The following is a 22894-nucleotide window of genomic DNA, read 5'->3' as shown; positions in this document are numbered from 1 at the left end:
CGTCGCAGGCATATCACTGTCGTTTGGATACCGCGCCCCATGCTCATGTCTACCAGCCTGTTGTCAGCCTTCGTGCTTTTTGCCTTCGTGTCTTCCATCACCCCTGGCCCCAATAACACCATGTTGCTGGCCTCGGGAGTGAACTTCGGGTTTCGTCGCTCGATCCCTCACGCCTTGGGTGTCAGCATAGGGTTCATGTTGCTGGTGATCTGCGCCGGATTGGGTCTAGGGGAAGTGTTCAAGCTGTTCCCATGGGCGTACACGCTGCTGCGCTATGTTGGCGCCACCTACCTGCTGTACCTGGCGTGGAAGATCGCTACCGCTGGCGGGATGTCGGATAGTGATAACGAACAGGGCAAGCCGATGACGTTCCTGGGGGCGGCGGCTTTCCAGTGGGTAAACCCCAAGGCCTGGATCATGGCGCTGGGTGCAATCACCACCTATACGCCGGCCGAGGGTTACGCCACTAATGTGCTGGTGATTGCGGTGGTATTTGCCGTGGTCAACCTGCCAAGCGTGTGTGTATGGCTCGGTTGCGGTAGCGGCCTGCGCAATGTATTGCGCGAGCCGCGCTGGCTGCGGATGTTCAATTGGTCCATGGCTGGGTTGCTGGTGTTGTCGTTGTATCCGATGCTTTTCGTGAGCTGATTCAGGTTCAGACCGGCGAAATAGTCGCCAGCAAACCGATACCAATGGTCAGTACCAAAAAGCCGAACAGGAAAATTGCCATTTTGGTCATAAGGCCTCCGAAGGGCGGGGAGCGACAGGGATGTCGAGATGGCGCCTATTGTCCGCCTGGGACGGCGTTCAATACAGGTGCAGATGACAGAGAAAAAACCGTATCAGATGATGCCGCAGTAGCTGGGCTGCGGCTTTTGAAGCATCTTTGATTGATCAATATCAGGGACGCCGATTGAGACAGTGACAGCGTTTGCCCCTAAGATAGCGCCCATTGCATCAACAATAAGAGTGGGCCAACCCTCGATGGAAAGACGCCAGTTCAGCGGTGGCATGCAAGGCAAGAACCTGCGCTACCTCAATGACAAAACCCAGCAAGCAACCTCCGTTACCCAAGTCGGTTTCCTGCTGCTCGAACACTTCTCCCTGCCGGCCTTCACCCAGACCCTCGACACCCTTGTGACCGCCAACCTGCTGCGCCCCGAGCTGTTTGCCTCGCGCACCTTCGGCTGGGGCGAGGGTGAAGTGATCAGCGACCTTGGGCTGGTGATCCGACCCGATGCGAATCTGGAGTTGTCGGCACTTCAGGATCTGGACCTGCTGGTCATCTGCGGTGGTTTTCGCACCGAGCTCAAGGCCAGCGAACCGTTCATTCAACTGTTGCGCAGCGCTGCGGAGGCGGGCATTCGCCTTGCCGGTTTGTGGAACGGTTCCTGGTTTCTCGGTCGCGCCGGGCTGTTGCAGGGCTACCGTTGCGCGATCCACCCTGAACACCGCCCGGCGCTGGCGGAAGTGTCCAAGGGGGCCCAGGTCACCAGCGAGCCCTATGTGATCGACCGCGATCGCCTCACCGCATCGAGCCCCTCCGGCGCCTTCCACATGGCCCTGGACTGGATCAAGAGCCTGCACGGCAAGGCGCTGGTCGAAGGTATCGAGGACATCCTGGCATTCGAAGAATCACGCTACCGCCGCATCAAGCCAACCGAGAACGTCTGCGTCAGCGCGCCCCTGCGCGAAGTGGTGAAGCTGATGGACGCCAACCTCGAAGAACCGCTTGAACTCGATCAGCTCGCCGTATACGCCGGCCGCTCCCGTCGCCAATTGGAGCGCCTGTTCAAGGAGCAACTGGGCACCACGCCGCAGCGCTACTACATGGAGCTGCGCGTCACCGAAGCGCGCCGCCTGTTGCAACACACCGAGTTGTCACAGGTGGACGTGCTGGTGGCGTGTGGGTTTGTCTCGCCTAGTCATTTCAGCAAGTGCTACAGCGCGTATTTCGGCTATCGCCCCTCCAAGGAGAAGCGGTTGGTCAAGTAGCTGGACAGCTCCCACCCTTGTGTTTCGGGATCAGTCGTCTCAGAAACGGTCCAGTCGATAGGACTGTAACTCAGGCACTGACTCTCCTGCCGCCAGTTGCCCGATCCTTTCAGCCGTCACCGCCGCCTGAGTCAGCCCCAGATGCTGATGACCAAACGCAAGCAGCACCTTACCCTCGCACACCCGGTCAATGATCGGCAGCGAGTCGGGCAGGGACGGCCGAAAGCCCATCCACGCTGTGGCGTCACTGTCGTTCAGGTCGTGGCGAAACAGCCCCTGGCTCAAGCGGTGCAGCTGCCAGGCCCGTTGCATATTCGCCGGGCGGTCGAGGCCGGCGAATTCGACCGTTCCAGCCAGGCGCAAGCCGTCGGCCATGGGGGTCATGATGAACTTGCGCTCCAGCGAGGTGACGGCGAAGGGCAGGCGCTGGTGTTCGTGGGGCAGCATCAGGTGATAGCCGCGCTCGGTGTCCAGCGGTACCTGTATGCCTGTCAGGGCCGCAGTGAGTTTGGCCGAGTGGGCGCCGCAGGCGATCAGCACCTGGCGCGCCGTCACTACGCCTTGATCGGTCATCAGTGAAACACCGCTGTCTTCCAGGCGTCCATCCAGAACACGCTGCTGGAGAAACTGCACACCCTCGGCCTTGGCCGCATTCACCAGTTCGCCGACCACGGTATAGGGGTCGAGAAAATGCCCGGTACTGGGGAAGAACAAACCACCTTGTATGGCGTCGCTCAATTGCGGCGCGGCCGTGCGCACCGCCTCGTCGCTCCAGAATTCCACGGCTACGCCTTGCTGTTGCATGCGTTGCTGCAACGCATCCAGGGCGACGCGGGATTCGGCGCGCTCAAACACCAGCAGCGAGCCATCTTCGCGCAGCAGTTGCGTTTGCCCAATGGAATGCAGCAAACGCTGCCACGCACCCAGGCTGCCTTCGTTCAAGGCACGCAGGCCGGCCACGGTGCGCTGGTAGCTCGCCGGTCGCAGGTTCAGCAGCAGGCGGATAAACCAGGGTAGGGCATGGGGCAAGTAGGTCCAATCCAGCCGCAACGGGCCCATGGGGTCCAGGAGCATGGCCGGCAAGCGCTTGAGGATCGACAGGTCGGCGATGGGGAATACCTGCTCCGTCGCCAGATGACCGGCGTTGCCGTAGGAGGCGCCCATGCCCGGCGCCTGCGCGTCGATCACCCGCACCTGCCGGCCTTGGCGTGCCAACTGCAAGGCACAGGCGACGCCGATGATGCCGGCGCCGACCACCACGATATCCGCTCGATTGGGCTCGGCCATGGCTACGCCTCTCTCTGGCCGTCAAGCAGGCGCCGCAGCCCCAGCGGGTTGGCCTGTTGGAGGGCATCGGGCAGCAAAGTATCGGGGAAGTCCTGATAGCACACTGGGCGCAGGAACCTGTGGATCGCCGCCGTGCCCACCGAGGTGCTGCGCGCATCCGAGGTCGCCGGGAACGGCCCGCCATGCACCATCGCATCGCAGACTTCCACGCCGGTCGGCCAGCCATTGACCAACAGGCGCCCAGCCTTGCGTTCCAGTACCGGCAGCAGTGCGCGGGCCTGTAGCAGGTCCTGGTCATCCATATGCAAGGTCGCGGTGAGTTGACCTTCCAGGTGTTCGGATACCTGGCGCACTTGCTCGACATCGCGGCATTCCACCACCAGCGAGGCGGCGCCGAAGACCTCGATTTGCAGGTGTTCGTTGCTCAGGAATGCCTGGGCCTGGCTCACGAACAGGTGGGCCTGGCCTTGGTTTGGCCCGGCGGCCGCCACGCCCTTGGCGGCGACTTGGGCGTGCTGGGCCAATGCACTCACGCCGGTTTCGTAGGCGCTGAACATGCCCGGGGTGAGCATGGTCTGGGCAGGGCAACGTGCAAGCCGATCACTGACGACCTTGATAAAGCGGTCCAGGGCGCTACCTTTCACGGCGATTACCAAGCCGGGGTTGGTGCAGAACTGGCCGGCACCTTGGGTCAGTGACGCGACAAAGCCTTCGGCCAATGCTTCAGCCCGTGCTTCAAGCGCGGCAGCAAACAGGTAGACCGGATTGATCGAACTCATTTCCGCATACACCGGGATCGGTTCCGGGCGTGCCTGGGCGGCCTGGCACAGCGCGATACCGCCACTGCGCGAACCGGTAAAGCCTACGGCCTTGATGCGCGGGTCGGTCACCAGGGCGATACCCATCTCGTTACCCGCGCCATAGAGCAGTGAAAACACACCTTCGGGCAAACCACACTGTTTGACCGCCTGCGCAATGGCGCGGCCCACCAGCTCGCTGGTGCCAGGGTGGGCGCTGTGGGCCTTGACCACCACCGGGCAACCGGCCGCCAGTGCCGATGCGGTATCGCCGCCCGCCACGGAGAAGGCCAGGGGAAAGTTGCTGGCGCCAAACACTGCGACCGGGCCCAGGGCGATATGGCGTTGGCGCAAGTCGGCGCGAGGCAGCGGTTGGCGCTGGGGTTGCGCGGTATCGATCCGCACGTCGAGCCATTCACCCAGGCGCACGGTGCGGGCAAAGGCGCGCAACTGCCCGCAGGTACGACCGCGTTCGCCTTGAATGCGTGCGCGGGGCAGGCCGGTTTCGGCGCTGGCGCGTTCGATCAATTCATCGCCCAGGGCTTCGATATGGTCGGCGATGGTTTCAAGAAACCTGGCGCGATCTGCCAAGGTTGTTTCGCGGTAAGTGTCGAACGCGGCCCATGCCAATGCGCAGGCCTGTTCGACCTGCTCGCCGTCGCCGCCGGCGTAGGCGGGTTCCAGTGGCGTGTCGGAGGCGGGATTAATGGCGCGAATCGCATCGCGATGGCCGCAAAGGGATTGCTGACCGATCAGCATCTTGCCTGTCAGAGTCATGGGGCATCCTGGAAAACAGAGGGGTGTTGTAGGGGCGAGCAAGCTCGCTCCTACAGAAATTCAAGCGACGTTCTGTTCAGCCGACCAGTTGGCATACCACTGGCGGAACAGCGCGTATTGCTGCTCGGCGTACCGACGCTGGGCAGCGCTGAGCACATCGGTTTCGTTGAAGTGCAGGGCGTACCCCTGGTCACCATTGAGCACCATCAGGTGCTTGTAATACAGCACCAGGTCGCAGCCTTCGTCGAACGACGACAGCACCGCCAGCGCGGCTTCCAGCTCGCGGGCCTGGCGACGGGCCTTGGCATCGCCCTTGGCGGCTTTTTTGCTCAGGGCCACCAGCTGCAGGACTTCCCGTGGCAGCGCGTTGCCGATACCGGTGATCGCGCCGGTGGCGTTGCAGTTGACGAAACCGTGCACCACCTGGGTGTCGACGCCGACCATCAGGGTTACGTCATCGTCCTGGGAGGTGATGTTTTCTGCGGCGTAGCGCAGGTCGGCAGCGCCGCCGAACTCCTTGAAGCCGATCAGGTTCGGATGCTCACGGCGCAGTTCGAAGAACAGGTCGGCGCGGGTGGCGAAGCCGTAGTAGGGGCTGTTGTAGATCACCGCCGGCAGGTTGGGCGCAGCGTTGAGGATCGCCGCGAAGTGGGCCTTTTGCGCGGTGACCGAAGCCCCACGGGACAGCACGCGGGGAATCACCATCAAGCCATGGGCGCCGACCTTGGCGGCATGGGCCGCGTGGGCCACCGCCTCGCGGCTGTTCACCGCGCCGGTACCGACGATGGTCGGCACGCCGGCCGCGACCAGGCGCGCCACGCCTTCCTGGCGCTGTGCCTCGGTGAGCAGCGGCCAGTCGCCCATAGAGCCGCAATACACCACTGCGCTCATGCCGATATCGATCAGTTCGCGGCCTTTGGCGACCAGGGCGTCGAAGTCCGGCTGGCGCTCGGCGGTGCAAGGGGTCATCAGGGCGGGCATGCAGCCGGTGAAGATGTTGTCGCTCATGGTGCTAACTCCATTCAGGTCAATAAATAAAAGGCTCAGATGCCCCAGGCAAATGGGTCCTGCTCGTCGATCAGCAAGGTGCTGTCGGCAGTCATGTACGCGCGGCCGGTGATGAAGGGGCGCACGCGTTCGCCGTCCCATTCATAGTGGCCCTGGAACTGGCTGCCGGTGATGCTGGCTTGTACCCAGGTGTCTCCTGCGGCCAGTTTGCCGTCGGCGGCCAGGCAGGCGAGCTTGGCGCTGGTGCCGGTGCCGCAGGGTGAGCGGTCGTAGGCTTTGCCGGGGCACATGACGAAGTTGCGGCTGTCGGCGTGGTCGTCGTCGGCGAACAGTTCGATATGGTCGATCAGCGCGCCATCGGCGCCATGAATACCCTGGGCCTCAAGGGCCTTGAGCATCGCCCAGGTGTAGTCGGTCAAGGCCTCCACGTTGTCCATCTGCAACGCCTGGCCGTGGTCCGAGACCAGGAAGAACCAGTTGCCGCCCCAGGCAATGTCGCCCAGCACCGTGCCATGCCCAGGCACCTGCACCGCTATCTGCTGGCGGTAGCGGTAAGCCGGCACGTTGCGCAGGGTCACGTTGCCGTCCTCGTGCAGGGTGGCCGCCACCGGGCCCACCGGCGTGTCGATGGTGTGCACACCCGGGGCGACAAGCCCGAGGTAATGCAGCGACGCCACCAGGCCGAGGGTGCCGTGGCCGCACATGCCCAGGTAGCCGGCGTTGTTGAAGAAGATCACCCCGCAGGTGGCGCCCGGCGTGACGGGCGCGCAGTACAGCGCGCCGACCAATACATCATTGCCCCGAGGCTCCAGCAGGCAGGCGCGGCGCCATTGATCGTGGTGGGTGCGCAGGTAATCCAGTTGCTCGGCGATGGAGGCGCCGAGCAACTCAGGGAACCCGCTCATTACCAGGCGCGTAGGTTCGCCGCCGGTGTGCGAGTCGATCACGTGCAGCCGTTTCATAGAACGCTCCATCAGTGGGTAGTCGGGGACAGTGGGGCGCTGTAAGGCGCGTCGTTCACGGCTTCGCTTTCGTCGTCTTCGTGTTCCAGGCGCACCAGGTGGGCCGGCACGCCGGTGGCGGCGCCCCAGTAGTAGATGGCTAGAGCACAGGCCGCCACGACCAGAGTGTCAAACGGGTGGCTGATCACACCGATGCCGCCAAAGCTGCCGAGCTTGGAGAGCAGGATAATCACGGCGTAGAAGCCGATCAGCCAGGCCGACGAGCGCACTTGTTGCTTGAGATTCAAGTGCCCGGTCGGCACCCAGCGTGCGCACAGCAGGTACAGCACAAACATCAGGATTTGCAGGCCCAGCAGCCAGGACACCGTGCTCCAGCCCGACCAGTACACAATCAGTGCGGCGATGATGAACGACAGCGGGCCCAGCACCGCCATGCCCTTGACCCGGAACGGGCGCGCCATGCCCGGCGCATTGCGGCGCAGCGCGGCGACGGTCACCGGGGCCACGGCGTAACTGAGGATCAGCGCCGCGGACACCACGTTGATCAGCGCTTCCCAGGACGGGAACGGCAGGGTCCAGAACACCGACAGGCCAAAGGTCAGCCACAGCGCCGGGCGCGGGATGCCGGACTTTTCATCGATGCGCGTGAAGATCTTGAAGAAGGTCCCGGTCTGTGCCCAGCCATACACCACGCGCGGCGTTGCGTTCATGTAGATATTGCCGCAGCCGCTGGGGGAGATGACCGCATCGGCCACCACCAGGTAGGCCAGCCAGCCCACGCCCAGGGCCAGGGCGATATCGCGATAGGGCAGGGCCAGTTCCTTGCTGATCCCGGCCCAGCCATTGGCGAGCATTTCGGTGGGCACGCCGCCGAGAAACGCGGTTTGCAGCAGCACATAGATGGCTGTCGACAGCAGCACCGAGAGGATCAACGCGATAGGAATGGTGCGCTGCGGGTTCTTGACTTCGCTGGCCACTGAAATGATCGGCGTCAGCCCCAGGTAGGCAAAGATCACCCCGCCTGCCGACACCGCCATCTCGATGCCTGAGAGGCCGAATGGGGCAAAGCCGTGCATCTGGAAATTCGCCGGTTTGAAGAAAGTGAACAGCACGCCGATCACCAGTAACGGCACGATGAACTTGAACACGCTCACCAGGTTATTGGCGATGGCGAACGTCTTGACGCTGCGGTAGTTGAGGACAAAGAACAGGCACAACAGGGCGAACTGCACCAGCCAGCCCAGGGTGGTCGGGTCGCTGGAGCCGGCCTTGGTCAGCTCGGGAAACCAGGCCGCGGCGTATTGGCGCGAGGCAACCACTTCAATCGCCACCAGGCTGGAAAACGCAATCAGCGTGATAAAGCCCATCAGGTAGCCCAGCAGCGGGCCATGGGAGTACACCGGATAACGCACCACGCCACCGGCGCGGGGCAGGGCGGCGCCGAGTTCGCAGTAGACGATGCCCAGCAGCAGTACGGCGAAACCACCCAGCAACCAGGAAAAAATCCCCGCCGGGCCGGCGATGGCCGACACATGGCTGGCAGCGAACAGCCAACCCGAACCGAAGATGGCCCCCAACCCGATAAAGGTGAGGTCCATCAGTGACAGCTGTTTCTTGAACTTGCCTTGGCCTGACATAGCGGCGCCTTCTTGTGAGTTATTGGATAGGCATGCAGTGGCGCTATCGTGAACCCATCGACATGGCAGCGATTGATGTTTTGCGTGGGGATGGATGACGAATTCAGCACAGTTTGCCGTGCTCGACAGTGCCTGGCGCATGGCGCAATCTGCTCGTTTAAAAAGCATGAAAAGGGCAGTGATAGTCATGTTGCACAGCGCGTTTGCGAACCTTTTCCAAGGCAGTCGACCCCACAGCATCGAACAGCTATTGAGCGGTGTAGAGCAGTTGCTGCCGATGCTCGACGTATTGCCCAACGCCGCGATTTTTATCAAGGACATCGACGCCCGCTACGTGCTCGCCAACCGCACCCTGGTGCAGCGCTGCGGCCTGCGGCAATTGCAACCGCTGCTGGGCAAGACCAGCGCCGAGGTGTTTCCCGCGCAGCTGGGGCCGGGCTATACCGAGCAAGACCGGCGTGTACTTGAGCAGGGGCTGGTGCTTGAAGACCAGCTTGAATTGCACCTCTACGGCACCCGTGAACCCGGCTGGTGCCTCACGCACAAGTGGCCGCTGTACAACCATCTCGGCGCGATCATCGGCCTGGCCGGGATTTCGGTCGACCTGCAATCGGCCAGCGAAACCCACCCGGCCTATCAACGCCTGGCGGCTGTGGATGAACACATTCGCGCCCACTTCAACCGCCGCGTGACCCTCGGTGAGTTGACCCGAATCGCAGGGATCTCCGTGGCGCAACTGGAACGCTACTGCAAACGCGTCTTCCACCTCACGCCGCGGCAAATGATCCAGAAAGTGCGCCTGGAACATGCCCGGCGGCTGTTGCACACCGACCTGCCGATTACCGAGGTGGCGCTGCAATGCGGGTACACCGACCACAGCGCGTTTACCCGGCAGTTCAAATCTTCGACCGGGTTCACCCCGAGGCAGTACCGGCAAGCGACGCAAGGCAGTAGGCCAGATGAAAGTCTAATGTGGGAGGGGGCTTGCCCCCGATAGCAGTGTGTCAGCCAGCATATTTTTATCTGATCCACCGCCATCGGGGGCAAGCCCCCTCCCACATTTGGATGAAGCCAAGTCGATGCAACGAATGGCGCGCACGCCCCTCATATGCTTACGAGTAACCTTAAACGACCACAGGTACCGAGCTTATGACCGCGGCGAACAATGATCATGTGAACTGGCTGGTGCAGCAATCCATGCTGCACGCGGCGCGACAGCGGGCCAAGCTCTACTCCGGGCAAGGGCGCTTGTGGCAGCAGCCCTACGCGCATACCCGGCCGCGTGATGCGTCAGCCTTGTCGTCGGTGTGGTTCACCGCCTACCCGGCGTCGATTGTCACCCGCGAAGGCGGCACGGTGCTCGAAGCGCTGGGGGATGAAACCCTGTGGCACGCCTTGTCGAAAATCGGCATTCAAGGCATTCACAACGGCCCATTGAAAAAGTCCGGTGGCCTGGCTGGCACCGAACACACCCCGACCATCGACGGCAATTTCGACCGCATCAGTTTCGATATCGACCCACAGCTGGGCACCGAGGCGCAGTTGCAGGCGTTGACGCGCATGGCCGCCGCGCACAATGCGGTGATCATCGATGACGTGATCCCATCCCACACCGGCAAGGGCGCGGACTTTCGCCTGGCGGAAATGGCCTACGAGGACTACCCCGGGCTGTACCACATGGTGGAAATCCGTGAGGAAGATTGGCCGTTGCTGCCTGAGGTGGCCGAGGGCCGTGATGCGCAGAACCTCAGCCCGCTGCAGGTGGACGCGCTGCGTGACAAGCACTACATCGTCGGCCAACTGCAACGGGTGATTTTCTTCGAGCCTGGCGTGAAGGAAACCGACTGGAGCGCCACGCCGGTGGTGGTTGGCGTGGATGGCAAGCCACGCCGCTGGGTGTATCTGCATTATTTCAAGGAAGGCCAACCGTCGCTGAACTGGCTGGACCCCTCGTTCGCCGCGCAGCAGATGATCATCGGTGACGCGCTGCACGCCATCGATGTGATGGGCGCGAAGATCCTGCGCCTGGACGCCAACGGTTTTCTCGGCGTGGAGCGCAAGCTCGACGGCACGGCCTGGTCGGAAAGCCATCCACTGTCGATCACCGGCAACCAGTTGCTCGGCGGGGCGATCCGCAAGGCCGGCGGGTTCAGTTTCCAGGAACTCAACCTCACGGTGGACGATATTGCGTCCATGTCCCACGGCGGCGCCGACCTGTCCTATGACTTCATCACCCGGCCGGCCTACCAGCATGCGTTGCTGATGGGCGACACTGAATTCCTGCGCTTGATGCTGCGCCAGATGCATAACCTTGGCATCGATCCGGGGTCACTGATCCACGCCTTGCAGAACCATGACGAACTGACCCTGGAGCTGGTGCATTTCTGGACGCTGCATGCCCATGACACCTTCCTGTTCCAGGGCCAGACCTTCCCGGGCAACATCCTGCGCGAGCACATCCGCGAGCAGATGTACGAACGCCTGACCGGCGAGCATGCGCCGTATAACCTCAAGTTCGTCACCAACGGCGTGTCCTGCACCACCGCCAGCATCATCACCGCTGCCCTGGGTATTCGCGACCTCGAAGCGATCACCCCGGCCGATATCCAGCAGATTCGCCAGATCCATCTGCTGTTGGTGATGTACAACGCCATGCAGCCCGGGGTGTTTGCGCTGTCCGGCTGGGACCTGGTGGGCGCGCTGCCATTGGCGGCCGAGGAAGTCGCGCACTTGATGGACGATGGCGATACCCGCTGGATTCATCGCGGCGCCTACGACCTGGTGGACCTCAACCCCGACGCCGAGCTGTCGGCCGGGCAGATGCCACGCTCGAAAAGCCTGTATGGCAGCCTGAACAGCCAGCTGGAAGACCCGGAGTCATTTGCTTCGCAACTGCAAAAAATCCTCGCCGTGCGCCGCGCCTACGACATCGCTGCCAGCCGCCAGATCCTGGTGCCGGACGTGGAAAACCCCGCATTGTTGATCATGGTCCACGAATTGCCGGCCGGTAAGGGCACGCAGATCACCGCGCTGAACTTCGGTGCGACGCCGATCACCGAAACCTTGCACCTGCCCGATATCGCGGCGGGGATGGTGGTGGATATTATCAATGAACGGGTGGAGGGCGACCTGACGGCCGAGGGCGATTTCACTATCACGCTGGATGCCTATGAAGGCTTGGCGTTGCGGGTGGTGAGCAGTACGCCGATGCTTTAGATGTGCAGGTGAGGACGTTACGAGACATCCCTGAGAGCTTTGTGGTGTTGAGCTGGACAAGATGATGTCAAATGGCTAGCTTCACCGTCACTTATCTCCATCGGGACGTTTCACATGACATTGAAGTTGCGCAACCGTGTGTTCGAATTACTACAGCAAACTCCTGGCAAGCGCTGGACACCCAGTGATTTGGCGTGGGAACTGTTCCGTTTGTATCCAGTTGAGTGCCAGGAAAAAAAAGCGCGCAGCAAGGCTATCCAAACTGACGATGCGCTCGTGTCCCAAATAGCCCGTGAGATATACGGCTCTCGTGGCCGCTGGGAGGATAATTATCCTCGGTTGCAATCAGAAGGGGAAAACCCTCGCCGCCTCTATTGGGACAACACCTTGACGGCACCTTCCACACTTGCGCAGGCTTCGCCATCGGTGGCCGCTGAAAAAGTTGCCCTGAACCGCATTCTGTTCGGTCCACCGGGTACCGGTAAAACCTACTCGACCATCGAGGCCTCTTTGGAAGTGCTGGACCCGGAATTTCTTGCCGAGCAGCGCCTGAACAGCTCTGCGGATGATGAACTGCGCCATGCGCTGAAAGCCCGCGTCGACGAGCTGGAACGTGAAGGGCGTATTCGCTTCGTCACCTTTCATCAGAGTTTCAGCTATGAAGACTTCATTGAAGGCTTGCGCGCTGTCAGTAACGACAAGGGTCAAATTGAGTACCCGGTTGAGCCAGGCGTCTTCAAGCGCCTTTGTGATCAGGCGCGGACCAGCTCTGCCAATGCCGGCACCAGTAGCAATCCGCGCATCTGGAAAATCTCCATCAATGGCACCTGGGGCAGCCCCGAGCTGAGTTATTGCCTTGAACACGGCGAGGCGCGTATTGGCTGGGTGGGCGCCGGTGATATGAAGGCCGAAAAACTCACACCGTATTACGATCAACTCCATAGCCATAGCAAAGGTACCTTGAACGCCTTTGCAAAGGAGATTCAGCCCGGCGATATCCTGGTGTGTATCCACTCAGCGGAACTGATCTCCGCCATTGGCGTGGTTACCGGTGACTATCGGTATGAGGCAAGCCCGCCCAGTATTGTGCGTGAATATCCGCACGTATTACCGGTTAACTGGCTGTATCGCGATCTTCAACTGTCGGTCCTGCCGATCAATGGGGAGACGTTATTTACCCAGAAGACTGTATATCCACTGGATCGCTTCAATTGGGGTGACCTGCTGGGTTATTTGAACAAGTCGGACGCCAAGCCCATCAAGCCCTTCGAACAATCTGACGGGATACGCAAGCCCCACGTCTTGGTGATCGATGAAATCAATCGGGGTAACATCTCGCGTATTTTCGGCGAGTTGATCAGCCTGATCGAGCCGAGCAAACGTGAGCGACTGAATGCAGAATCGAACGAAGCGTTGAGTGTCCAGCTTCCGTACTCGAAAAAGCCGTTCAGCATTCCGGACAATGTTTACCTCATCGGCACGATGAATACGGCAGATCGCTCCCTTGCTTCAATGGATATAGCCCTACGCCGTCGTTTTAACTTTATTGAAATGCCACCCAAGCCAGATTTGCTGGAGGGCATCTTTGTCAACGCTGGTGATGAAGTGACCACTGAAGGCGGCGTGGACATCAAGCAACTGTTGATTACGCTGAATCAGCGGATTGAAGTTCTGCTTGATCGCGATCATTGCCTGGGGCATGCCTACTTCCTGCCGTTGCGCGATGAGCCGAGCTTGTCTTTACTGGCGTCTATCTTTCGCCAGCAGATCTTGCCGCTGTTGCAAGAGTATTTCTTTGAAGACTGGCAGCGTATTCACTGGGTGCTTAATGATCACAATAAACACCCTGATGATCAGTTCGTCCAAGAAGTAGAAATAGACTTCCTGCAATTGTTTGGCGATAAAGGGCCGGCTGACTCGCGTACCCAGCGCTGGAAGCTAAATGAGCGCGCATTTGATCGTATCCAGGCCTATTTTGCGATCAATAGGGTCGCCCGTTGAATCCTTCCGTCACGGTGCGCGAATATGCCTGGCTGACCACCGACGAGATTGAGTCGGGTCTGGATCGTGCGCAAATCCCTCCCTCCGCTTTTAAGTGGCTATGTGACCTGAATGATTCTTTCACCAAGGCAGGGACGGCGTTGGCGCAGATCGCTGGTCAGTGCTGGTTGAAGTTGGACAATTTTGTCGGCGTGCTGGAAAGCCCTTGCGGTATGCGGCTGGAGATACTGCCCAAGCATTTTGAACAGGGCGATTGCATTGCGCTGAATCGTAAATTGCTGTGCAAGATGATTCAAACCTCCTTCAACCTCAAGACCCGTCAGGTTGGCCCTGCGGACTTAACATTGTTCGATGCGCCGCTCAGCGAATGGGTGATGCTCCAGTTCTTGCTGGAGTTGGATCACCTGGTCAAGCGCGGGCTGCGCTTTGACTACCACCGGGTCGAGGAGGAGCAACGCTATCTGCGTGGTCAACTGGATATCGTCAGGCAGATTCGCCAACCACCGGGTCGCCAGCATCAGTTTCAACTGCGCCATGATGTTTTCCTTCCCGATCGCCCGGAGAATCGCCTGCTGATGTTGGCTTTGCAGAAAGTCTGTACGGCGACGCAGCAACCTGACAGTTGGCGTTTGGCCCATGAACTCCGGGGACTGTTGCAAGAGCTTCCTGCCAGCCGCGATGTAAAAGCCGACCTGAAACTTTGGCGTAATGACCGCTTGATGGCCCATTACCAGCCCGTAAAACCTTGGTGTGAACTGGTCCTTGGAGAGAGTATGCCGACCGCCGTGTCGGGCAATTGGCATGGAATCAGCCTGTTGTTTCCCATGGAGAAACTGTTCGAACGCTATGTCGAGGCCTGTCTACGAAGAACGTTGCCGGCTGGCGCAACGTTGCAACGACAGGTCAAGCAAGAGTTCCTATGTTGGCACAACGAACAAGGTATGTTTCAGCTGAAACCTGACATGCTCATTACACAGGATACTCGACGCTGGGTTGTAGACACTAAATGGAAGCGCTTGGATCAAGGCACAAATAAGTACGGTTTAAGTCAAGCGGACTTTTATCAACTCTATGCCTATGGACAGCACTATCTGAGAGACCAGCCACAAGGCGAAATGCTCCTGATCTATCCCTGCAAAGCGAGCTTTGATCAGCCACTCGCGCCATTCCGCTTCTCGCCGCAATTACAACTATGGGTGGTGCCTTTTGACTTGGAGTTGGGCGCCCTGGTCGACAGGCGATCTGAACCGCTTCCTCTATGGAGCGATAGCGCCACTGCTCAGCTGTCGTGAAGTGTTGTGAGCAGCACGCAGAGCTGAGTCGCCGGCTTTGACACGCCGGGTCGAGGCTCTCAATGCCCTCGACCCTGGCCAGTTTGCAATCAGAACAGCATCAGACCATCAATGATGCTTATTCTTGTGCTTATGTTTGTTACCTTTGTGCTTCGCACCGCCTGAACGATGATTGCTCTCGTCATCGGCCAGGTTATTGCCCAGCGCGCCACCGGCTGCTCCCCCGACGCCTGCGCCGATGGTCGAACCGGTGCTGCCGCCCAGGCGATTACCAATCAGCGACCCGCCGGCAGAACCCAAACCGCCGCCAATCGCCGCCTCGGTTTTATTGCCCTTTTGTGCGCCAACCGCGCCACCGGCGGCACCACCCACGCCTGCACCGATGGCCGCGCCGGTCGATCCGCCGAGCTGTTGGCCTACCACATTGCCCAACGCGCCGCCGACACCGCCGCCCAACGCGGCAGTGCCATCTCCGGCGGCCAGGGCCCCTTGGGAAAGCAGAATGCCCAATGCCAGGGCAGGGAATGTCATTTTCATCTTTTTGTACCTCAAGGGCTGTCTCAGGCGCTCACGGTTTAAAGCACGCCTGGCAATCAGATTAGAGCACACGCGGTATCTCTGCGGTTTTCGCGATTGGCATTGGGGCAAGAAAAAATTTCTTGCAGCCCTCTTGAATTCCATTTCCGCGTCCATAAATTTTTGATCACGCGATGCCGAATTCGGGTCGCGTACTAAATCACTTGGAGAAACTCAGGAGATTTTAAAAATGGCTACTACCCTTTCGTTGGCCCCACTGTTCCGTCAATCGGTGGGCTTTGATCGCTTCAATGACCTGTTCGAGTCGGCGCTGCGTAGCGAGGCTCCGAATTCCTATCCGCCTCATAACGTGGAAAAGCACGGTGACGACGCGTACCGCATTGTCATCGCCGTCGCTGGCCTGACCGAGGAGGACTTGGATATCCAGGTCGAAAGGGGCGTCTTGACGGTTTCCGGCGGAAAACGCGAAACCGACGATAAGGTCGCTTACCTGCACCAGGGTATTGCCCAACGTGCCTTCCGGCTGTCGTTCCGCTTGGCGGACCACATCGAAGTGCGTGGTGCAGCCCTGACCAACGGGTTGCTCAGCATTGACCTGCTGCGCGAGGTGCCTGAAGAGGCCAAACCCAAACGCATCACGATTGGCGGCGAGGCCAAGCCTGAACTGCGTCAGGTAAGTGTGCAGTAAAGCAAACGGCGGTAAAAAGGCGCTCTACGGAGCGCCTTTTTGTACGCGTCAGACCTCGGTCTTGACCGCAAACAACTTCCTGGCCTCGGCAAAACACTTCTCGGCAATGGCCGAGCGTGGTTCGGTCTTGCGCATCACCATGCCCAGGGGCGCGAGGACGCTGGCGTCCGGCAGGTTGATGAACGCCAGGTTTTCGATCGGGCTCTCCAGGCCGCTGTCCAGGGGCATGATCGCGCAGCAGAAGCCTTCGTGGATGGCCTGGAACAGTTGGTACGTCGAATCGCTTTCCAGGATTGGCTGCGGGTCGAGGCCGCGGCTGCGGAAGCTCAGGTCGATGGATTTGCGATAGTGCATGCCATTGCTGATCATCCCCAAGGGTAATTCGGCGGCGTCTTCCCAGCTCATTTCCGTGCCTTCGAAATGGAAATGACGGGTGTCGTAGAGCAGGCCGACGCGGGTCTCGCCCAGTTCGAAAAAATCCAGGTAGTTGGCGTTTACATGGTCCAGGTAACACACACCCAGGTCGAGCTGGTTGGTGCCCAAGGCTTCGATGATTTTGTCCGAGCTCATGGAGGTCAGGCTGAACTTGAGTTCCGGGAAGGTATGGGACAAACCCTGGATGTAGCTGATCGGGTTGAACCCGCTAAGCGGCACCAGGCCCAGGCGCAGGTTACCGACCAATTGGCCACGGCAGGCAGCGGCTTCGGCGAACAGGCCGTCGTGGGCGGCGAGCAGGGTTCGGGCCCAGGCCAGCACGCGCTCACCGGCCTGGGTGAAGCCTTCGAAGCGCTGGCCGCGGGTGACCAGCTCCAGGCCCAGCTCATCTTCCAGGTTGCGCAGGCGCATCGACAGGGTTGGCTGGGTGATATGGCAGCGTGCGGCAGCCTGGCCGAAGTGCCGGGTCTGCTCCAGCGCGATCAGGAATTTGAGTTGCTTGATGTCCATTAAGGCACCTGCCTGGGAATAAGTGAGAAGCCGTTCAAGGCGCGAGGTGCTGGAAGCTCGCGTAACCCGGCGAATGAATGAACAGACGATCTCATTGTAACGGCAGGCACGTCCAATCACCTGTATTGACGATGCGATTGATGCACTCGATAACAGTCCAGGGCCGGCAGTAAAAGCCGTAATAGAAACGCTCGATAACCCGGTCAGTCGTAACGATTAGACAGCCATCGTTTCAGCGCTTTAGCCTGCGGCCATTGTCTTGATAATCGCCTGCCGGAGAATCACATGAGCATAACGTCGGATGCATTGTTTGTACCCTTGAATATTGCCGTATTGACGGTCAGCGATACCCGCGAATATGCCAATGACACCTCCGGGCAATTGCTGGTCAGCCGCTTGTTGGAAGCCGGGCACAGCCTGGTGGAGCGCAACCTGCTCAAGGATGACCTGTACAAAATTCGCGCCCAGGTGGCGACCTGGATCGCCGATGAGCGTGTGCAGGTGGTATTGATCACCGGCGGTACCGGCTTTACCGGCCGCGACAGCACTCCCGAGGCAGTGGGATGTTTGCTGGATAAGCATATTGACGGTTTCGGTGAGCTGTTTCGTGCGATCTCGATTCTTGATATTGGCACGTCCACGGTGCAGAGCCGCGCCTTGGCCGGCCTGGCCAACGGCACGCTGGTGTGCTGCCTGCCGGGCTCGACCGGTGCTTGCCGCACTGCGTGGGAAGGTATTCTTGCCGAGCAGCTCGATGCGCGCCACCGCCCATGTAACTTCGTGCCGCACCTTAAGCCGGTGGCTCTGTGCGGCACGCGAGGATGAGCCGCGCAGGGCTGATGTTGACTGCCTCGGCCAGGTACTGCGTGAATGCGGCAAGCCGTTGTTCTGGAAGCTTGCGATCAAACCGGGCAAACCCCTGACTGTCGGTTCGTTTGGCCGTGTGCCAGTGATTGGCCTGCCCGGCAACCCGGCCTCGGCACTGGTGACCTTCGGCTTGCTGGCGCGGGCTTATCTCCTGCGTATCCAGGGCGTCGATGACGTCACGCCGATGAGCTTTGCGGTGAGTGCGGGGTTTGACTGGCCCAGGGCCGGCAGTCGCCGCGAATACCTGCGAGCCAGGATCGAGGCGGGCAGGGCGGTGCTGTATCCGAACCAGAGTTCCGGGGTGATGCTCGGTGCGTCGTGGGCGGATGGGTTGGTTGAAATTTGCGAGGGCAGCACGTTGCAGATGGGTGATATGACGCGGTTTATACCGTTCTCTGAATTGTTCTGATTGGGGCACGCTGCGCCTTGGCGAGGTACCGAGTGGTCGGGCAAGAGTAATCAGTCTTGATCCAACAGCCTGTAGCTATCTGACTGATGCCCCGCGCTCCGAATGTGGGAGGGGCGGTGCGACGATTCGACTTGCTCCTGATTGGGCCTGTCGGTGTACATATCCATTCCTGCGACAACGGCCACCTTAAGCGGCCGTTACCTGAATACCGGATAGGTACTCGGCCTGATCCAGCATTCTGGTCGCCTGTCAGGCCTATATCGGGAGCAAGCCCCTCCCACAGGTCCAGCGGCGCACCCAAAGTTGTGTAGAAGGTCGAACAACTCGTTCTGCACCTGAACCGGCATGGGTCAGCCTCCAGTCACTAGGGGGAGGAATGCGATTTCGTCGAAGTCTTCGATCACCCGCCTCCGGTGTACAGAGTTCCTGGTTCAGCGCACACATCAGGCTGGTTTCACCCAGCACTCGCTGCCAGGTCTCACCGCGGTCGCATAGCAATTGCCTGACGTCTGCAATGGTGTGCGGGGACTCATCCAGTACGAGCTTTTCACCGCCAGTGCCCTCGTGCATGGAGCATCTCGGGGCAGCTCGATAAAAAAGGGAAAGCCGGTCGATTAGCCGCCGGTCATGTTCATGAAACGCACCACCTGCACGTCATCGTTGAGCTCGAAGTTGTGTCGGTACGGCTTGATCTTCATCGACTCGAGGATGGCGTGCTCCAGCCGTTGCGGCTCTCCCGGATAACGGCGTAGCACCTCCTTGAGGTCGACCGAATGCTCGTTGCCCAGGCACAACAGCAAGCGGCCTTCAACGGTCAGCCGCACGCGGTTGCAGGTGCCGCAGAAGTTGTGGCTGTGGGGGGAAATAAAGCCCAGGCGGATATGCGGCGCTTCGGCCAGGCGCCAGTAGCGAGAAGGGCCCTGGGTCGATTCGGCCGAGTCGATCAGGGTGTAGCGTTCGGCGATGCGCTCGCGCACTTGCGCGCTGGAGTAGAACGCCTCGGCACGGCTGTGTTCGCTGATCACGCCCAGGGGCATTTCCTCGATAAAGCTGATATCCACGCCGCGTTCGATGGCGAACGCCACCAAGTCGTTGATCTCGTGATCGTTGCGGCCTTTCATCACCACGCAATTGAGTTTGGTGTGTTGAAAACCCGCGGCATTCGCAGCGTCAATACCGGCTATGACTTTGGCCAGGTCGCCGGTGCGCGTCAGTTCGCGAAAGCGTTTTGGGTCCAGGCTGTCGAGGCTGATATTCAGGCGCTTGAGGCCGGCGTCGAACAGGGGGGCGGCGAGCTTGCCCAACTGCGAGCCGTTGGTGGTCATGCACAGCTCGCGCAGCCCGGGGAGGGCGGCGATGCGCTGGCACAGGTCAACCACTCCCGGGCGAATCAGCGGCTCGCCGCCGGTCAGGCGGATTTTGCGAGTGCCCAGGGTGACGAAGCTTTCAGCCAGTTGATACAGCTCCTCCAGGGTGAGGATGCGCTGGCGCGGCAGGAACTGCATGTCTTCGGCCATGCAATACACACAACGGAAATCGCAGCGGTCGGTCACCGACATTCTGAGGTAGTCGACCCGGCGAGAAAAACTATCCATCAGGATCTTATCGGTCATTGAAACCTCCGGCAGCGACTCAATAGAAGCGTAGCCATGACGTTGCTTTTGAGGGCTCGATAGTTATAAGAGCCTTGTTTGATTTCAAGACTAAAGTTGTTTTTTAAGAGCGTCTAATCACTATTAGCAACCGAGTGATCGATGAGGTCTATGGTGGTTTTATTTTGGTCTATATGTTTTTATCTAAATGAAAAATAAAGATTTTTGTCGTGATAGATGTATTCGATGAGGTGGTCATTATTTGTGATTAGACAGGTATTTATGCAAGGCCTAGGCTGAATACGCAAGCCAAAGTCGTGACCGTGAAACAGACCGACGCAAACACTGTTTAGTTGGCGGTAACACTGTTTGCGTTCTGCAATGCCTGAAAATAACCATCAATAAAGGCTTTAAGTTAGGCGCTGCCTATGCGTGAAGTCCTGGAGAAGCATCATGAGCGAAGTTGAGCGTTATAAACCCTACAAGGGGGCGGCCGCCGGTTGGGGCGCGCTGATCGCGGTGACGAAAAACTGGCTGGGCAGTGAAAACGCGCTCAAGAACATCCGCGCGATGCTCAAGACCAACCAGAACGGCGGTTTCGACTGCCCCGGTTGTGCCTGGGGCGAGTCGCCGGAGAGCGGCATGGTCAAGTTCTGCGAGAACGGCGCCAAGGCGGTCAACTGGGAAGCCACCGGGCGCCTGGTCAACCCGGCGTTCTTCAACAAATACACGGTGTCGTCGCTGGCAGGGCAAAGTGACTATTGGCTCGAATACCAGGGCCGCCTGACACACCCGATGCGCTATGACGACTCCCTGGACCGTTATGTCGAAATCTCTTGGGACGATGCCTTTGCCCTGATCGCCAAGCACCTCAACGAGCTGGAATCGCCGGACCAGGCCGAGTTCTATACCTCGGGCCGCGCCAGTAACGAAGCGGCTTATCTGTACCAACTGTTCGTTCGCGCCTACGGCACCAACAACTTTCCCGACTGCTCGAACATGTGCCACGAAGCCAGCGGCCTGGGCATGGACGACAGTGTCGGTGTGGGCAAAGGCACGGTGACCTTCGACGACCTGGAAGAAGCCGACGCGATTTTCGTCATCGGCCAGAACCCCGGCACCAACCACCCACGCATGCTTGAGCCACTGCGCGAGGCGGTAAAACGCGGTGCCCAGGTGATTTGTTTCAACCCACTCAAGGAGCGTGGGCTGGAGCGTTTCCAACACCCGCAGCATCCTCTGGAGATGCTCACCAACGGTTCCGAACCCACCTCATCGGCATACTTTCGCCCGGCCTTGGGCGGCGACATGGCGGCTTTTCGTGGTATCGCCAAGTTCCTGCTCAAATGGGAACGTGAAGCCCTGGAGAACGATGGCGAGGCAGTGTTCGACCGCGCCTTCATTGCCCAGCACACCTCGGGCCTGGAGCGCTATCTGGCGCAAGTGGACGCGACTTCCTGGGAGCATATCGTCGAGCAATCGGGCCTGAGCCTTGAGGATATCGAGCTGGCCGCACGCATGTACCGACGCGCCAAGCGGGTGATCATGTGCTGGGCGATGGGCGTGACCCAGCACACACACTCGGTGCTGACCGTGCAGGAAATCATCAATGTGCAACTGTTGCGCGGCAACATCGGCCGGCCAGGGGCGGGGCTGTCGCCCGTGCGCGGCCATAGCAACGTGCAAGGTGACCGCACCATGGGCATCAACGAACTGGCGCCGCCGGAGTTGATCAACGCATTGGAAGCACGTTTTGACTTCAAGGTGCCGCGCCGCCATGGTCACAACACGGTCATGGCAATTGCGGCCATGGAGGACGGGCGCGCCAAGGTCTTCATCGGCCTGGGCGGCAATTTTGCCCAAGCCACGCCGGACACCCCGCGCACCCATGCGGCGCTGCGCAAGTGCGATCTCACCGTGCATATCGCCACCAAGCTTAACCGCAGCCATCTGGTGACGGGCCGCGAAGCCTTGATCCTGCCGTGCCTGGGCCGCACCGATATCGACATCCAGGCAGAAGGCCCGCAAGGCGTGACCGTTGAAGACACCTTCAGCATGGTGCACATCTCCCACGGCCAGCTGAAACCCAAGTCGCCGCTGATGCGTTCGGAACCTGCAATCATTGCCGGGATCGCCAATGCGACCCTGGGCAAGCACCCGATTGACTGGCTGTGGACGGTGGCCGACTACGGCCGCATCCGCGACTTGATTGCCGACACCATTCCCGGCTTCAAGGACTTCAACACCAAACTGTTGCACCCGGGCGGTTTCCACCTGGGTAACGACGCAGCGCGACGCATCTGGAAAACCGACAGCGGCAAAGCCCAGTTTGTCTGCAGCGTGTTGCCGGCGCATCTGGTCAGCGAAGGCGTGCGCAACCTGGACGTCAAGCCGGAGCTGATCCTGCAGACCATGCGTTCCCACGACCAGTACAACACCACCCTGTACGGGCTTGATGACCGTTATCGCGGCGTCTATGGCATGCGCGATGTGGTGTTCGTCAATGAACAGGACATTCGCAAGCTGGGCTACGAGCCGGGGCAGAAAGTCGACATGGTCTCGCTGTGGGGCGATGGCCGTGAGCGTCGGGTCAGCGGCTTCACCTTGATCGCCTATGACATTCCCGCCGGGCAGGCCGCCGCCTATTACCCCGAAACCAACCCGTTGGTGCCGCTGGAAAGCTACGGCGACCGCACCTTTACCCCTACGTCGAAGTTCATCGCCATCCGGCTTGAACCCGCGCCGGCCAGCAATCTGATCCAGTCCCACGGCGCTTGAGCCGTACCGGGGCGGCCGGTACGGCGCCCTGGGTTTTCCTGATCACTGCACATCCGTTTGCCCCAGGCCACCAGGCCTGAGGCACGCCGGGCTAGGTGCGCGCGCA

Annotated in this window: 17 protein-coding genes and 2 pseudogenes; 10 read left to right on the top strand and 9 right to left on the bottom strand. The window is 60.2% G+C overall.

The genetic code is table 11. From position 1 onward, the window contains the following. Window positions 1-39: 39 nt before the first annotated feature. A complete protein-coding gene (locus tag TU73_RS13090; RefSeq protein ID WP_057012566.1) occupies window positions 40-648 on the top strand; it encodes a LysE family translocator in 609 nt (202 codons plus the stop codon). Window positions 649-1011: 363 nt separating this feature from the next. Further along, entirely contained in the window at window positions 1012-1995 is a 984-nt protein-coding gene (locus TU73_RS13085; protein WP_057012733.1) for a GlxA family transcriptional regulator, read from the top strand. A gap of 39 nt (window positions 1996-2034) precedes the next feature. Here the strand turns inward: TU73_RS13085 and TU73_RS13080 are convergent, their stop codons facing one another. From TU73_RS13080 to TU73_RS13060, 5 genes are read right to left on the bottom strand one after another with little or no spacing between them, the layout of a single operon-like run. Continuing rightward, window positions 2035-3282, bottom strand: a complete 1248-nt coding sequence (locus tag TU73_RS13080; RefSeq protein ID WP_057012565.1) for an NAD(P)/FAD-dependent oxidoreductase — start codon at window positions 3280-3282, stop codon at window positions 2035-2037. 2 nt (window positions 3283-3284) lie between these two features. After that, the gene (locus TU73_RS13075) at window positions 3285-4856 is read right to left on the bottom strand and encodes an aldehyde dehydrogenase (NADP(+)) (RefSeq protein WP_057012564.1); all 1572 of its coding nucleotides are present in this window, start codon (window positions 4854-4856) and stop codon (window positions 3285-3287) included. A 60-nt stretch (window positions 4857-4916) separates the two neighbouring features. After that, entirely contained in the window at window positions 4917-5864 is a 948-nt protein-coding gene (locus TU73_RS13070; protein WP_057012563.1) for a dihydrodipicolinate synthase family protein, read from the bottom strand. Between the two features lie 35 nt (window positions 5865-5899). Further along, window positions 5900-6826, bottom strand: coding sequence for a 4-hydroxyproline epimerase (locus tag TU73_RS13065; protein ID WP_057012562.1), 927 nt, complete (start codon window positions 6824-6826; stop codon window positions 5900-5902). Between the two features lie 11 nt (window positions 6827-6837). Beyond that, entirely contained in the window at window positions 6838-8463 is a 1626-nt protein-coding gene (locus TU73_RS13060; RefSeq protein WP_057012561.1) for an APC family permease, read from the bottom strand. A gap of 187 nt (window positions 8464-8650) precedes the next feature. On the opposite strand from TU73_RS13060, the gene TU73_RS13055 reads away from it, so the two are divergent. The 4 genes from TU73_RS13055 (at window position 8651) to TU73_RS13040 (ending at window position 14972) form a co-directional block, all read left to right on the top strand. Next, on the top strand, window positions 8651-9460 hold the full coding sequence (locus TU73_RS13055) for an AraC family transcriptional regulator (RefSeq protein WP_057012560.1): 810 nt from the start codon (window positions 8651-8653) through the stop codon (window positions 9458-9460). 152 nt (window positions 9461-9612) lie between these two features. After that, window positions 9613-11679: a maltose alpha-D-glucosyltransferase gene (gene treS, locus TU73_RS13050; protein WP_057012559.1), complete on the top strand. Its 2067-nt coding sequence runs from the start codon at window positions 9613-9615 to the stop codon at window positions 11677-11679. Between the two features lie 426 nt (window positions 11680-12105). Next, complete coding sequence (locus TU73_RS13045) at window positions 12106-13680, top strand: AAA family ATPase (protein WP_414860419.1); 1575 nt, start codon at window positions 12106-12108, stop codon at window positions 13678-13680. Beyond that, window positions 13677-14972, top strand: a complete 1296-nt coding sequence (locus TU73_RS13040) for an McrC family protein (protein ID WP_057012558.1) — start codon at window positions 13677-13679, stop codon at window positions 14970-14972. The genes TU73_RS13045 and TU73_RS13040 overlap by 4 nt, the downstream gene beginning before the upstream one ends. Before the next feature lie 108 nt (window positions 14973-15080). Here TU73_RS13040 and TU73_RS13035 read toward each other — a convergent pair whose 3' ends face one another. Continuing rightward, a complete protein-coding gene (locus tag TU73_RS13035) occupies window positions 15081-15509 on the bottom strand; it encodes a glycine zipper domain-containing protein (protein WP_057012557.1) in 429 nt (142 codons plus the stop codon). Window positions 15510-15738: 229 nt separating this feature from the next. Between TU73_RS13035 and TU73_RS13030 the strand changes: the two genes are divergently transcribed. Further along, window positions 15739-16197, top strand: coding sequence for an Hsp20 family protein (locus TU73_RS13030; RefSeq protein ID WP_046068267.1), 459 nt, complete (start codon window positions 15739-15741; stop codon window positions 16195-16197). A gap of 48 nt (window positions 16198-16245) precedes the next feature. Here TU73_RS13030 and TU73_RS13025 read toward each other — a convergent pair whose 3' ends face one another. Then, window positions 16246-17142 (bottom strand): LysR family transcriptional regulator, encoded by an 897-nt coding sequence (locus TU73_RS13025; RefSeq protein ID WP_057012556.1) that lies wholly within the window; start codon window positions 17140-17142, stop codon window positions 16246-16248. A gap of 285 nt (window positions 17143-17427) precedes the next feature. Between TU73_RS13025 and moaB the strand changes: the two genes are divergently transcribed. Then, on the top strand, window positions 17428-17967 hold the full coding sequence (gene moaB / locus TU73_RS13020) for a molybdenum cofactor biosynthesis protein B (protein ID WP_057012555.1): 540 nt from the start codon (window positions 17428-17430) through the stop codon (window positions 17965-17967). A gap of 13 nt (window positions 17968-17980) precedes the next feature. Further along, a pseudogene (locus TU73_RS13015) lies at window positions 17981-18418 on the top strand (molybdopterin-binding protein); the annotation flags it as partial. A gap of 350 nt (window positions 18419-18768) precedes the next feature. Here the strand turns inward: TU73_RS13015 and TU73_RS29345 are convergent. Together TU73_RS29345 and moaA are read right to left on the bottom strand one after the other, a co-directional pair. Next, window positions 18769-18988, bottom strand: a pseudogene (locus TU73_RS29345) (MoaD/ThiS family protein). A gap of 44 nt (window positions 18989-19032) precedes the next feature. Further along, window positions 19033-20031, bottom strand: a complete 999-nt coding sequence (gene moaA / locus TU73_RS13010; protein ID WP_057012554.1) for a GTP 3',8-cyclase MoaA — start codon at window positions 20029-20031, stop codon at window positions 19033-19035. 432 nt (window positions 20032-20463) lie between these two features. On the opposite strand from moaA, the gene TU73_RS13005 reads away from it, so the two are divergent. After that, window positions 20464-22788, top strand: a complete 2325-nt coding sequence (locus TU73_RS13005; protein WP_057012553.1) for an FdhF/YdeP family oxidoreductase — start codon at window positions 20464-20466, stop codon at window positions 22786-22788. The last annotated feature ends 106 nt before the right edge of the window (window positions 22789-22894 follow it).

It is taken from the genome of Pseudomonas libanensis, from assembly GCF_001439685.1.
Lineage (GTDB): Bacteria > Pseudomonadota > Gammaproteobacteria > Pseudomonadales > Pseudomonadaceae > Aquipseudomonas > Aquipseudomonas libanensis.
The sequence above is the reverse complement of the archived record's forward strand: the minus strand, read 5'-3'. Positions and strand labels throughout refer to the sequence as shown.